The organism is Arthrobacter sp. Rue61a (assembly GCF_000294695.2).
GTDB lineage: Bacteria > Actinomycetota > Actinomycetes > Actinomycetales > Micrococcaceae > Arthrobacter > Arthrobacter aurescens_A.
On sequence record NC_018531.1, the window covers coordinates 4,353,145 to 4,366,063 of the forward strand.

At 61.6% G+C, this 12,919-nt stretch carries 11 protein-coding genes; 7 read left to right on the forward strand and 4 right to left on the reverse strand.

The features are described 5' to 3' along the window. The first annotated feature begins 1 nt into the window (after nucleotide 1). Nucleotides 2–901 carry a formyltetrahydrofolate deformylase gene (gene purU, locus ARUE_RS19850; RefSeq protein ID WP_014923054.1) on the forward strand — a complete coding sequence of 300 codons (900 nt, stop codon included), beginning with the start codon at nucleotides 2–4 and terminating at the stop codon, nucleotides 899–901. A gap of 93 nt (nucleotides 902–994) precedes the next feature. Here the strand turns inward: purU and ARUE_RS19855 are convergent, their stop codons facing one another. Continuing rightward, complete coding sequence (locus tag ARUE_RS19855; RefSeq protein ID WP_014923055.1) at nucleotides 995–1,498, reverse strand: DUF456 domain-containing protein; 504 nt, start codon at nucleotides 1,496–1,498, stop codon at nucleotides 995–997. A gap of 267 nt (nucleotides 1,499–1,765) precedes the next feature. Between ARUE_RS19855 and ARUE_RS19860 the strand changes: the two genes are divergently transcribed. Next, nucleotides 1,766–3,328 carry an alkaline phosphatase family protein gene (locus ARUE_RS19860; RefSeq protein WP_014923056.1) on the forward strand — a complete coding sequence of 521 codons (1,563 nt, stop codon included), beginning with the start codon at nucleotides 1,766–1,768 and terminating at the stop codon, nucleotides 3,326–3,328. Between the two features lie 85 nt (nucleotides 3,329–3,413). On the opposite strand, the gene ARUE_RS19865 is transcribed toward ARUE_RS19860, so the two are convergent. Both ARUE_RS19865 and ARUE_RS19870 read right to left on the reverse strand, forming a co-directional pair. Beyond that, complete coding sequence (locus ARUE_RS19865) at nucleotides 3,414–4,604, reverse strand: NAD(P)-dependent malic enzyme (protein WP_014923057.1); 1,191 nt, start codon at nucleotides 4,602–4,604, stop codon at nucleotides 3,414–3,416. Nucleotides 4,605–4,879: 275 nt separating this feature from the next. After that, complete coding sequence (locus tag ARUE_RS19870; protein ID WP_014923058.1) at nucleotides 4,880–5,488, reverse strand: TetR/AcrR family transcriptional regulator; 609 nt, start codon at nucleotides 5,486–5,488, stop codon at nucleotides 4,880–4,882. 202 nt (nucleotides 5,489–5,690) lie between these two features. On the opposite strand from ARUE_RS19870, the gene ARUE_RS19875 reads away from it, so the two are divergent. The 3 genes from ARUE_RS19875 to ARUE_RS19885 all read left to right on the forward strand — a co-directional run bounded on the left by ARUE_RS19875 (nucleotide 5,691) and on the right by ARUE_RS19885 (nucleotide 9,192). After that, nucleotides 5,691–6,818, forward strand: a complete 1,128-nt coding sequence (locus tag ARUE_RS19875; protein WP_014923059.1) for an FG-GAP repeat domain-containing protein — start codon at nucleotides 5,691–5,693, stop codon at nucleotides 6,816–6,818. A gap of 51 nt (nucleotides 6,819–6,869) precedes the next feature. Further along, on the forward strand, nucleotides 6,870–8,015 hold the full coding sequence (locus ARUE_RS19880) for an FG-GAP-like repeat-containing protein (RefSeq protein ID WP_014923060.1): 1,146 nt from the start codon (nucleotides 6,870–6,872) through the stop codon (nucleotides 8,013–8,015). 163 nt (nucleotides 8,016–8,178) lie between these two features. Then, nucleotides 8,179–9,192 (forward strand): FG-GAP repeat domain-containing protein, encoded by a 1,014-nt coding sequence (locus tag ARUE_RS19885; protein WP_014923061.1) that lies wholly within the window; start codon nucleotides 8,179–8,181, stop codon nucleotides 9,190–9,192. Between the two features lie 2 nt (nucleotides 9,193–9,194). Here the strand turns inward: ARUE_RS19885 and ARUE_RS19890 are convergent, their stop codons facing one another. Beyond that, nucleotides 9,195–10,499, reverse strand: coding sequence for an MFS transporter (locus tag ARUE_RS19890; protein WP_011776444.1), 1,305 nt, complete (start codon nucleotides 10,497–10,499; stop codon nucleotides 9,195–9,197). A 157-nt stretch (nucleotides 10,500–10,656) separates the two neighbouring features. On the opposite strand from ARUE_RS19890, the gene rraA reads away from it, so the two are divergent. Beyond that, on the forward strand, nucleotides 10,657–11,130 hold the full coding sequence (rraA, locus tag ARUE_RS19895) for a ribonuclease E activity regulator RraA (protein ID WP_014923063.1): 474 nt from the start codon (nucleotides 10,657–10,659) through the stop codon (nucleotides 11,128–11,130). A gap of 132 nt (nucleotides 11,131–11,262) precedes the next feature. Further along, on the forward strand, nucleotides 11,263–12,915 hold the full coding sequence (locus ARUE_RS19900) for an MDR family MFS transporter (protein WP_014923064.1): 1,653 nt from the start codon (nucleotides 11,263–11,265) through the stop codon (nucleotides 12,913–12,915). The last annotated feature ends 4 nt before the right edge of the window (nucleotides 12,916–12,919 follow it).

The window sequence follows — 12,919 nt, forward strand, 5'->3', positions numbered from 1 at the left end:
CATGACTGCCATCCAAACCGAAACCACTGCCGCCTCCACCGCGGAGACCACTGTGGAACACGTCCTCACTCTCGACTGCCCCGAAGGTCCCGGAATTGTGCATGCTGTGTCCGGGTTCCTGTTGGACCACGGCTGCGACATCATCGACAACAAGCAGTTCGGTGATCGTGCCGAAGGCCACTTCTTCATGCGGGTGCACTTCGCGTCCGACGGCGATGACTCCACTGTTGATCAGCTGCGGAACGCCTTCGCCCCCGTTGGCGAGAAGTACGGCATGAACTGGCAACTGGAACGCCAGGGATACAAGCGGCGCGTCCTGATCATGGTCTCCAAGTTTGGGCACTGCCTGAACGACCTCCTGTTCCGCGCACGGATTGGCGAGCTGCCCATCGATGTAGTGGGCGTGGTGTCCAATCACACCGATCACCAGGGTTTGGCGGAGTGGCATGGGATCCCGTTCTTCCACATCCCTGTCACTGCAGCCACCAAGCCGGCAGCCGAGGGGCGCTTGCTGGAAATCATCGACGAACTGGACGTGGAACTCATTGTGCTGGCGCGTTACATGCAGGTACTCAGTGACGATCTGGCCCGCAAGCTGGACGGCCGCGCCATCAACATCCACCACTCGTTCCTGCCAAGTTTCAAGGGTGCCAAGCCCTACCACCAGGCCTACGCGCGTGGTGTGAAAACTGTGGGCGCCACAGCCCACTACGTGAACGGCGAGTTGGACGAAGGTCCCATCATCGCCCAGCAGGTAGTGGAAGTGGACCACACGTTCGGACCGGACGATCTCGTAGCCGCCGGTCGGGACACAGAATGCAAGGCCCTCAGCAACGCCGTTCGCTGGCACTGCGAGGGACGGATCATCCTGAATGGGAACAGGACGATCGTGTTGAAGTAGGGCTTGCAAGCACCCATTTCGATGGTTCCTTGGCGCTTACGCTGTGGCGAACGGCGGTGTGTGCAGGGAACCATCGAATTGGCGTTTAAGGGCTTAGCCGTTCACCGCGTTGATCCACACGCCGATGATCCACGTACTGGCTGCCGCGCAGGCTAGACCGAACTCCACCAGAATGCCGATGCCGGTCGCTTTCAGTGCAGCACCGCTGGACCGGACGGCCGTGCGGAAGTCACGGGTTCGCTGCACTTCGCTGAGAAGGAGCCCCACAGCGAAGCCGACAAAGAGCCCCACCACGGGAATGACGAACATTCCCACAACACCCAGCACGACGCCTATCAGCACGGACCGGTTGGGAATGCCGTGCTGCTTGAGCTTGCGTCCGGTGAGGACGGCGCTGGCGGCCATTCCAGCCACCACAAACACCATTCCGACGGCGAAGATCACCCAGCCGAGTGGACCTGCACCTCCCCAAATGGCCCAGGCCAGCAGGCTCGCGCCGATGAGGATACTGCCCGGAAGGACGGGGATGATGGTTCCGGCCACGCCGACTGCTATGGCCAGGCCGCAGAGGATGGTCACGATAAGTTCGGCGTTCATGACCCTCAGTCTAGGTGTGGTGCGTCAACAGTTGGCGTCCACCACGACGGCGCTCCGAGAACGGATGGCTGTATGAACAACTGGACCCTTGGAGCTGAATTGGAGTCCTCGAATGATGAGTATGGGTTGGAAAACAGTATCTTAACGGCAGGATAACTTGTCTATACAACTAGCGATTAGCCTTGTTTTGGCTTAGGCCAAAGCGGCAGGGTTGAAGGGTCAGGCTGTCGGCAACCAGTGGTCGGCAGCTTTCATTCGGACCCGAAAATGGAGAAACCCTTGGACAACGCCCGTCCCTTCCGCGCAGCTTTGGCAACGGCCGCACTAACCCTGGCGGCCGCCGTCGTACTCCCGTCCGCCGCGGTAGCTGCACCGGAAACACCGAACGATGCCGCAACCGGCAACTCAACGAACGCCAGCTACGCCGGTCTCCCCGACGGCAGCAAGCGCAAAAAGACTCTGGTGATCGGCCTCGACGGCGCAGCGATCGCCAAATTCGGCACCGCCGGCATGCCCAACGTGCAGGGCCTCATGGACGGCGGCATGACCGCCACAAGCAACCTGTTCGCCAACCCGATGGCCCCCACGGTGTCAGGTGCAGGATGGTCGAGCATTGCCACGGGAGTGTGGCCGGACAAGCACAACGTGGTGGACAACAACTTCGCGGCACCCAACTACGGCCAGTACCCGGACTACCTGAGCCGCCTCGAAACGTCGCAGCCGAAAGCGTCCACACTGGTGGTGGGCACCTGGTCCCCTATCCCCCAAAAAGTGTTCGGCGAGAAAGTGGACCTGAGGATCGCCGGCGGCAACGATGCCGGCACCACGGCGAAGGCAGTGGAATACCTGGCCAACGGCAACCCGGACAGCACTTTCATCCACCTGGATGAAGTGGACGGGGCCGGACACTCCTACGGCACCGAACGCGAGGAATACCTTGCCGCCCTGCGCAGGGTGGACGGCCAGGTGGGTGAGATCCTCAACGCTGTGAAGAACCGCCCCGGCTATACGTCCGAGGACTGGCTCGTGGTCCTCACCTCGGACCACGGCCACACCCCCACCGGCGGCCACGGCGGGAGCACTGCCGCCGAGCGTCAGACCTTCGTCATCGCCCAAGGCAAGGGCATCGAGTCCGGCAGCATCAGAAACGACGTCAAGATCACTGACATCGCCCCGTCTGTTTTGAAGCATGAAGGCATCACTCCTGAGGCGGCCTGGAACCTGGACGGGCAGGCGTTCCCGGACATCGAAGCGGACGCCTTCGATTCCCTCCGGACCAGCCTGAAGACGCGCGGTGACGAAACAGCCCCCGCCGCCGATGTGAAGGGCTGGACCACCACGGCTCCCGAAGGCTGGAGCATAGACAACTCCGCGATGCCCGCCGGGGGCGTCACCGAATGGCGGGGTTGGTCCTTTGCCACGGATGAGTTCTGGACCAACGTGGACCGCAACCAGGGCCGTGAAACCTCCGTCCGCAACCGAAACGTCTTCGCAGTTGCCGACTCGGATGAATGGGATGACAAGGCGCATGCTGCCGGACAGTTCGACTCAACGCTTGTCAGCCCAGAGTTCAAGGTGAAGGGCGGCAAGACCGCAACACTCTCCTTCGCTTCCAACTACAGGATTGATGGGCCCCAAAGCGGCGAGGTGTTCGTCAGCTACGACGGCGGCACCCCGCAGCTGGTGAAGTCTTACACCGCCAACTTCAACGGCTTCGAATCCTTGGCACTGGAGGTCCCCAAGGGGGCCAAGAAGGCAAAGATCAGCTTCCGTTACACCGGCACCAACAGCGCCTTCTGGACGGTGGACCAGGTAACTCTGGACCGCTAATCAGTCACGCGCCTTAAGCAAAGAACGACGGCGACGCTCCCCAGCACGGGAGGCGTCGCCGTCGTCGGTCTTGCGTTAGTAACCGCTACTCGGTGACGGCTGCAGCAACTGCCGCGGTGACGGCCGGCGCGACGCGGGCGTCCAGCGGGCTCGGCACGATGTAGTCGGCGGACAGGTCTTCTGCGGCCAGTTCAGCGATGGCGTTGGCGGCGGCGATCTTCATGGCGGGCGTGATGCGGCGGGCCTTGGCATCGAGCGCGCCGCGGAAGATGCCGGGGAAGGCCAACACATTGTTGATCTGGTTCGGGAAGTCGCTGCGGCCGGTGGCCACAACAGCTGCGTACTTCTGGGCAACCTCGGGCAGAACTTCCGGGTCCGGGTTGGACAGGGCGAACACGATCGACTGATCGTTCATGAGCTTCAGGTGCTCTTCGTCCAGCTTGGAAGAGGAGACGCCCACAAAGACGTCGGCACCCGTCAGGCCTTCGCCCGGACCACCTGTGATGCCGCGGGGGTTGGTGCGCTGGGCCATGCGAGCCTTGACGCTGCCGGGATCGGCCGCAAGATCGGCACGCTCAGCGTTGACTACACCCTTGGAGTCGAGCAGGATGACGTCCTTGATGCCAACGGCAAGAAGAATCTCGGCGATGGCAATGCCTGCGGCACCAGCGCCGGACACAACAACCTTGAGGCCCGCCAGTTCGCGCTGTGTCACCTTGGCAGCGTTGGTCAGGGCTGCGAGAACCACGACGGCTGTGCCGTGCTGGTCATCGTGCATGACGGGGCAGTCGAGGGCCTCAATGAGCCGCTCTTCGAGTTCGAAGCAACGCGGAGCCGAGATGTCCTCGAGGTTCACGGCGCCGAAGCTCGGGCGGAGGCGGACCAGGGTTTCGATGATTTCGTCCACATCCGTGGTGTTGAGCACCAGCGGGATGGAGTCAAGGTCGCCGAAGGACTTGAAGAGGGCCGACTTGCCCTCCATAACCGGCAAGGAGGCGCTCGGGCCAATGTTGCCGAGCCCCAGAACGGCGGTGCCATCGCTGACCACAACAACCAGGCGCTCGGCCCAGGTGTGCGTGCGGGCAAGCTCGGGGTTTGCGTGGATTGCGCGGCTGACCTGCGCAACTCCGGGGGTGTAGGCGATGGAGAGATCGCGCTTGTCGTTCAGGGGAACGGTGCTGGAGATGGTCAGCTTGCCGCCTTCGTGGGCTGCGAAGATCTCTTCTTCGGTCAGTACCAGGGCGTCGTTATCAGTTGCAATTGTCTCAATGGACACGTCTTTGTCTCCTCAGGCTAGCCGTGAACCCACGGCACGTTTCGGGCAGGAACAGAACTGCTGGTGCGGGCCAAGGGTGACTGGTCCGGCATTGCTTCTGCAGATAGGGGGCTGCTAGCCGCTTCGGTGTCTCCAGCCTAAGGAAAAGGTGAAGGTACAAGATTCAATACCAAGAGAGACGATTCGAGAGTAAAACGTTCAACCAAGCCAAAATGTGATTCACGTCATGCCAAAAAACGTGTTCTGGGGGCCTTCCGGTCTAGACCAGCGGCTTTCTACTCACCCGTGAGCAGCGTGCAGGCTCTCTTAAGATCCTTCTCTGCCTCAAACAACGACAATCGGCGACAACGAACCGCCTGCACCAAGCCGCTCACCAGGTGCAACAAGATCCTGGCCCTGACGGTGTCCCTCCCGGAGTCCTTGCTCAGCGAACCAACCACTTCCTCGGACAATGCATCGATTTCTCGCAACAGCTGGGCAGTGTCATCGTCCTTGCCCGCCGGCCGGATGAGGCAGTGCTCTACGCCCGGCTGCATGACCCGCAAGTGGAAGATTTCCATCATCAAACCCGCGAGGGCATGCCCTTTGCCTTCACGCAGCCGGACACCATCACGGAGTTCCCGCAGCTGCTGACGATAGACGGCCAGCATGAGGTGGGCTGTGGAGGGAAAGTAGCGGTAGAGCGTGCCGAGCGGGATGTCAGCCCGGGCCGCAACGTCGGAAAGACTCAAGGTATCAAACTGTCGCTGGGCAAAGCCGGCGGCGGTCTTCAGGATGCGGGCATAGCGCAGCTGCTGCCGCGGGGTGGTTGGCGCGGCAGCCATACGGGGCAGTCCCGTGGTCAGGTCAAGGGAGTAGGGTTCCAGTGAGTTTGATGCGGGCATTTCCGGCGATCTCTTGGCAGGCTGACAAGGAAACGGCCGGCTGGGTCAAGGACCGCGGCTGGCCGATCGCATCAATGATACGGGAGCAAAATGACCGTTTCCTGAGAGCTCGCCCTGCGCCCTGAACCAAGGCTGTTCCCCCCTGAGGGTTCCGCCCACATACACTTCATGCAGGCTTGGAACCCAACCGGGAGGAACACACATGGGGACATTACGACGCCGGATGGCAGCGGCGCTGCTGACCGTCACCGCGGCGGCCATGGCACTTAATCCCCTACCGGCGTCGGCCGCACCCAGCAACGGGCCGGACCCCATCCTCAACGGCGAAGCGTTTGTTGGCGAAAAGCTGACCGCTGACATCGGCCCGTACACGTTCTACGGCTGCGGAGGCGGCAAAGGCCCCGACTTCACGGTCTACTGGACCCGGGATGGCTTCCTGGTGGCCGGGGAGACAGCGCGCAGTTACGTGCTGGAGCAGGATGACACCGGAGCGCGGATGGCAGTGCACGTCACTGCCAGCAAAACGGCCTGCGGCGGAGAGTCCCTGCACAGCAACGAAACCAAGCCGGTGGGTGCCGTGAACCGGGCGGCTGGTTTCACCGGCCGCAGCTTGGAGCTTTTAACCCGCGCCAATGACGGCTCATTGGTGCTGTACGGCCGAAATGGCAGCGCCTGGGATCCTGCCCGAACCGTGGGTTATGGGTTCAACATCTTCAATACCGTGTTCTCCCCCGGTGACTTCGATGGTGATGGCAAAAGCGACATGATGGTGCGCGACTCCGTCGGCGGACTCTACCTCTTCAGTGGAGATGGCGCCGGTGGTTGGAAGCCCGCCAAGTCCATCGGCAACGGTTGGAACGTATTCGACTCCATCGTCAGTCCGGGCGACTTCAACGGCGACGGCCACAACGACGTCCTCGCCAGGGAACCCGGCGGAGCCCTCTATCTCTACCCGGGCAATGGTGCCGGAGGTTGGTTGGCGCGAACCGCCGTCGGGACGGGCTGGAACGTCATGGACTCCATGGTGACGCCCGGCGACTTCAACGGCGACGGAAATGTGGACATCCTGGCGCGCGACCGCAGCGGCTACCTGTACTTTTACGGGGGCAACGGCGCAGGCGGCTGGTCACGGTCCTGGATGATCGGCGTCGGCTGGAACGCCCTCAAATTCGTAGGCGCTGCCGGCGACTTCAACAGCGACGGCTTCCCCGATGTTTATGGTGTGGACCAACAGGGCCGCCTGATTGCCTACTACAGCGACGGGAAAACCGGCTGGAAAGGTTCCGAAGCTGTTGGAGCCGGATTCGGATGGTTCACAGCAATCTTCTAGGAAGATCCCAGACGCGGTACCATTAACCGCATAAAGTCTGGGGAGGACACAATGTTTGCTTCATCACGCCCTGCGTCTGGCGTGCGCCGGGCAATTGCCGGAATCGGGGCTGCGATCTTTGCGGCAGTTGTTCTGGCCCCCGCCCCCGCCATGGCCACCATGGACCCCGAACCTCCAGTGATTACCGGCGCGCCATACGTTGGTTCCACGCTCACGGTTACCTGGGACCCCTATGCGTACAAGGGCTGCGCGCAGGCATCGGGTCCGGATACCCGCATCTACTGGACGCGGGACGGCGAGGTAGCAACAGACCACCCCACATGGCCCAACTATGTCCTCACTGAAGAGGACCGCGGTAAAACCATAGCCGCGCACCTTGTGGCCAACCATCCCTGCGAAGGCCTGGAAGTCGGCAGCGAAGAAACCGCGCCGATTTCCGCCTCCAACCGGCCGAATGGATTCACCGGCCGCGGCGCATTCGAGCTCTTGGCCCGCCGTTCCGACGGCGCGCTGCTCATGTACCCGCGGGTTCAGAACACTTGGGAACCAGCGAAGACCGTCGGGGCAGGCTGGAACATCTTCCCCACTGTGCTCTCCCCTGGCGACTTCGACGGCGACGGCATCAACGATGTCCTGGGCAGGGACTCGTCCGGCGGTTTATACCTCTACAGCGGTAACGGTTCAGGCGGCTGGAACGGCCCGCAGAGAGTGGGCATCGGCTGGAACATCTTCACGTCGCTGGTAGCCCCCGGGGACTTCAACAGCGATGGCACCAACGACATCCTGGCCCGCGATGCCAACGGGATCCTCTACCTTTACCCCGGCGACGGTGAGGGCGGATGGTTGCCCAGGTCCGTGGCGGGCCAGGGCTGGAACGCACTGAACGCGATCATCACCCCCGGCGATTTCGACGGCGACACCAACGTTGACGTCTTGGCTCGCGATTCTTCCGGGTTCTTGCGGCTCTACAGTGGCGACGGTTCCGGCGGCTGGAACGGAATGACCGTTGTTGGCCAGGGCTGGACCGGCATGAGCAAGATCGGCAGCGCCGGCGACATCAACGCCGACGGCCACCACGACGTCTTCGCTGTGGACGGCTCAGGCCAACTGCGCGCCTACTACGGCAACGGCAACGCCGGCTGGGCTGGAGCCGCTGTTGTCGGCTGGGGCTGGAGCGGGTTCACGGACCTGTTCTAACTCGGCTTGCTTGTTCGTTGTTGAGAACCCCGTTCGGAGCGATCCGGACGGGGTTCTCGCAATAAAAGGACCAGCTATTTGCCAGCGGTTCGGCAGGCAGTAGTGTCATCCCAATTGATCTCTTCGGCCAACTCTGTGCCGCCTTATTTCTCTGGGGGAATCCTTGGGCTTCACCTCTGCCCTTCGCGCGCCTGCGCGCCGCCGCAGTCCTCGACGACTTCTTGCACTCATCACTGCTCCGGCTTTAGCCACTTGCCTCCTGGTCTCGGCTGTCCCTGCTTCCGCCGCCGATGAAGCGGTGGACACTACGGCCTCCCTCACAAAAGATGCGGTGCCCGGCAAGGAAACCGCCCAGGGCCTTCCCATTGAAGCAGCCCCGCGCTCAAGGGGTTTCGATGGCGATGGCACCTTCGATCTGTTCGCCCGCGACGCAGCCGGCCGTCTGCTGCTCTACCCCACTGACGGCAGAGGCAACTGGCGGGCACCGCAAGTGATCGGTAACGGCTGGCACATTTACAACCTCTTGGTTTCGCCAGGAGACTTCGACGGCGATGGAACAGTAGACGTCATGGGCCGCGATGGCTATGGACGGCTCTTTCTGTACCAAGGAAATGGCGCCGGGGCTTGGAAACAAGCCTTCCAGATTGGTCAGGGATGGCAGGGGTTCGTCAACCTCATCGCACCCGGCGACTTCAACGGTGACGGCACCAACGACATCCTTGCCCAGGATGCTGCGGGTAACGTCTTCCTTTACCCCGGCAACGGACGGGGCGGTTGGCTGGCACCGAGCAAGGTCACTACGGGCTGGCAGGGATTGGATTCTGCCGGAGCGGGGCATTTCTATGGCACTTCCGAGGCTGTCGTCCTGAGCCGCACCTGGCGGGGCGACTTACAGGCCCGCTCCTCTACGCGCAACGGCTATTTCTATGATTACGGCCATCCCGACATTTACGACGGAACCCTCGGCAGAGGCTGGGAGGTCCTCAGTCGCTTTGGGGTGGCCGGTGACTTCAACGGAGACGGCTACAACGACGTTTACGGCATTAGTCCAAACGGTCAGCTGACAATGTACCTCGCCGACCCTTCAGGCTTCAGCTCATGGGGCATCTACGGCTTCAAATGGAAGGGCCAGCCGGTTGTCGGTAGCGGCTGGAACGTCATGAACGCGGTGTTTTAGGCCTAAGCCACGCTCTTGATCTTCACCACGAACACGGCGCCCAAGAGCCCAATGACTGCGGCGGCTACGTACAGCGAGACGTAGCCGCCCCAGAAAAGTACAAACGGGGAGGCGATCAAGGGGGCGATCACCTGCGGCAAGGAATTGGCAATGTTGATAACGCCCAGATCCCGGCCGCGGTCCATCCCCGTTGGAAGGACCTGCGTGATGAGCGCGAAGTCAACGGCGAGATACGCTCCAAAGCCGATCCCCAGTACCACCGCACCGGCGAGCCCGCCAATCCACGTCGGTGCAAAGGCAAGAATCAGCGACGCCAGCGCAATGATGACCGACGAAGCGATCACAAGAGGCTTCCGTTTGCCCATCCTGTCGCTCAGTCTGCCCCCGAGCACGCTGGTGATGATGACCGAGACCGCATACAGCCCGGTAAGAATGAGGACACCAAACGACGGCTCGATTCCCTCAGTTTCCTTGAGACGCACAGCATCGCTGAGGAAGAACAACAAGTAGAGCGTGACCATGTGGTTACCGGTGCTTACCAGCAGGCGAGTCAACCAAGCCCACGCGAAATCCGGATAGCGTTTAGGCGAAACCCAGAAGCCTTTGAGGAAGTCCGCCAAGTTGAAGGGCGGACGTTCTGTTGGTGGAAGCTGCTGATCGTCATTCTTGAAGAGGTAAAGCACGACGCCGGCGAGCAAGGCTGCTGCGCACAGCCAGTAACCTGCGGCAAAGTTTCCAACAACAACCGCAGCGATCACGGCTCCGATCAGAATTCCGACAGTCTGCCCCATGGCGGCAAGTCCACCTACAGTTCCGCGCTGAAGAACCGGGACACGGTCAGGTATAGCGGCCGTGATAGCGGCGTACATGGCGTTGGCTCCGGCCTGAACAAGGCACCACAGCAAAGTCATTGCTGCAACGTTGGGAGCACCGGCCAAAGCTACGAGCGCAACAGCTCCAAGGACGGCGCCCATCAGGACCCAGGGAACACGGCGGCCAAACCGGGACGTAGTGCGGTCACTGAATGCCCCGAAGAGCGGGTTTGCCACCATGGAAACGGCTGCACCGCAGCCCGTGACTAAAGCAAGGATCGCTTCCTTCTGACCTTCGTCAAAGTGAGCTGCCTGCAGGCCCAGGAGTACTTGGAGGGGGCCAAAGAACGCTGCGTTGATGCCCAGGTTAACCAGCACCACGCCCGTGACCCAGATCGGCCGGACCCGGGCAACAGGCTCAGCCAGCGCCGTGGTGGTTCCACCGCGGACTACGGCTGGATCCGGCACCGGGCCCGGTAGATCGGACAAGCTCATAGCAGGTTCCCCCTCATTCAATGTTTGGATTCAGCCTAGCGCGGCGGAGCGACACTGAACCGCCGTCGGGCTTTTTATCCACATAGGCCGAAGCATGTCCTGCCACAGCGCCGACGCGCGCGTTAGTGTGGCCTCAAAGCGATAGAGGAGCAGCACTGTGAGTGAGCGAGTAAATACCGCCGATCTTTACGACGACCGCGGCGAGGAACTGGAATCCATTGCCATCCAGTTTCAAAACCTGGGTGGGCATACACACTTCAGCGGGCCAGTCCGCACTATCCGGTGCTTCGAGGACAACGCGCTGGTAAAGACTGTCCTCAGCACCCCTGGGGACGGAGCCGTTCTGGTCATCGATGGGCAGGGGTCACTGAGGACCGCACTCATGGGAGACATGATCGCGGAAAGTGCCGTAGCCAACGGCTGGGCTGGCGTAGTCATCAACGGTGCCATTCGCGACCGCGAAGCCATCGCCCGCTTGCCCCTGGGCGTCAAGGCACTCGGCAGCAACCCGAAGAAGAGCGCCAAGACAGGCGTGGGCGAAGTAGATGTTCAGCTGGTGATCGATCGCGTCCGGATCCAGCCCGGCGTGATGATTTTCTGCGACGCTGACGGCATCTTGATAGAGCGCTAGTCCTTCCGGGGGCGTCGTCTTAGAAGAAGAGCGGAAGAAACATTCTCCCAACGGGAATCAACCGGGCAGTAAGATAGTTACTGAAAGCAACTATCCTGCTTATTCCCCTTTTCTGCCACCTCTGGAGAAGATATGTCCAAAACCGCGCCCGTTCGGGCCGCCGGCGAGGTCCTGACCCATCGTCAGACCCTCACCGTCATGGTGGGACTCATGCTCGGCATGTTCCTGTCCTCGCTGGACCAGACCATCGTGTCCACGTCCATCTACACAATCGCCAACGATCTCGATGGCCTGTCGCTGCAAGCGTGGGCCACCACGGCGTATCTCATCACCTCAACTGTGAGCACTCCGCTCTACGGCAAGCTCAGTGACATCTTCGGGCGCCGCCCGCTGTACCTCGTGGCGATCGTGATCTTTTTGATGGGTTCCCTCTACGCGGGATCAGTCCACTCCATGACGGAGCTGGCCATTGCCCGCGGCATCCAGGGCCTCGGCGCCGGTGGCCTGCTGGCGTTGGCGCTGACCATCATCGGCGACATCGTGGCGCTGAAGGACAGGGCAAAATACCAGGGCTACTTCATGTCCGTCTTCGGTATTTCTTCCGTCCTCGGTCCGGTGATTGGCGGTGCCTTCGCAGGCTCGGCCAACATCCTGGGCTTTGACGGCTGGCGCTGGGTCTTCTTCATCAACCTCCCCATAGGGCTCGCCGCCCTTGTGGTGGTCTTCATGTACCTGCACCTTCCGGCGCGGCACGTGAAGCAAAAGATCGACTACTGGGGCGCTGCCGCGATCACCCTGGCGATTGTTCCTCTGCTGCTGGTTGCAGAACAGGGCCGCACCTGGGGCTGGGCCTCGGGCGCATCCTGGCTCTGCTACGGACTTGGCGTGATCGGTATTGTGGCATTCCTGCTCGCTGAGAAACGTGCTGGAGACTACGCGCTGATTCCGTTGCGCTTGTTCAAGAACATGACGTTCGGTTTGTCATCGCTGTTGAACTTCATCATCGGCATCGGCATGTTCGGAGCCATTGCAATGCTGCCCATGTACCTGCAACTCGTGAAGGGGCTGACTCCTACGGAGGCTGGCCTGATGATGATCACCTTCACTGTGGGCATCCTCTTCGGCTCGATCTCTGCCGGCCGAACCATCTCCTCATCAGGCGTGTACCGGATCTTCCCGATCATGGGTACGGCTGTGCTGGCTGCTGCAGCCACCGTCATGGGCTTCGTCCTCGGCGTCGATACCGGACTGTGGGTTCCCGGCCTGATAGCAGTGTTCTTCGGCGTCGGACTGGGCTTCTGCATGCAGCCGCTCACGCTCGCCATGCAGGTTTCCGTCCCGCCCAAGGACATGGGCGTCGGCACCTCTACTGCTGCGTTCTTCCGTTCCATGGGCGGAGCGGTGGGCACGGCAGTGTTCATCTCCATGCTGTTCAGCACGGCGGCCGACAAGATCGCCGAGGGCATGAAAACTGCCGCCTCCAGCCCGGATTACCAAGCAGTCATGAAGGACCCGGCTGTGGCTTCCGATCCCGCAAACGCCAAGCTCTTCGACTTCTTCAAGAACGGCGCCAACAACGAGTCCCTGAACGACACCAGCTGGCTTCACACGGCCAACAGCACGCTCACCAGGCCGATCACAGAGGGCTTCGCCCAGGCAATCGACATCGTCATGCTCACGGCTGCGGGGCTGATGCTCATTGCATTCCTGATCAGCTTCGCGTTGCCCAACAAGAAGCTCACGGATCCCCAGGCAGCAGCCAAGGAATCGGTCCCGGCGCACTAGATTC

Coding starts and splice junctions, on each gene's coding strand:
- purU (WP_014923054.1), top strand. CDS start 2: ATGACTGCCATCCAAACCGAAACCACTGCCGCCTCCACCGCGGAGACC.
- ARUE_RS19855 (WP_014923055.1), bottom strand. CDS start 1,498: ATGAACGCCGAACTTATCGTGACCATCCTCTGCGGCCTGGCCATAGCA.
- ARUE_RS19860 (WP_014923056.1), top strand. CDS start 1,766: ATGGAGAAACCCTTGGACAACGCCCGTCCCTTCCGCGCAGCTTTGGCA.
- ARUE_RS19870 (WP_014923058.1), bottom strand. CDS start 5,488: ATGCCCGCATCAAACTCACTGGAACCCTACTCCCTTGACCTGACCACG.
- ARUE_RS19875 (WP_014923059.1), top strand. CDS start 5,691: ATGGGGACATTACGACGCCGGATGGCAGCGGCGCTGCTGACCGTCACC.
- ARUE_RS19880 (WP_014923060.1), top strand. CDS start 6,870: ATGTTTGCTTCATCACGCCCTGCGTCTGGCGTGCGCCGGGCAATTGCC.
- ARUE_RS19890 (WP_011776444.1), bottom strand. CDS start 10,499: ATGAGCTTGTCCGATCTACCGGGCCCGGTGCCGGATCCAGCCGTAGTC.
- ARUE_RS19900 (WP_014923064.1), top strand. CDS start 11,263: ATGTCCAAAACCGCGCCCGTTCGGGCCGCCGGCGAGGTCCTGACCCAT.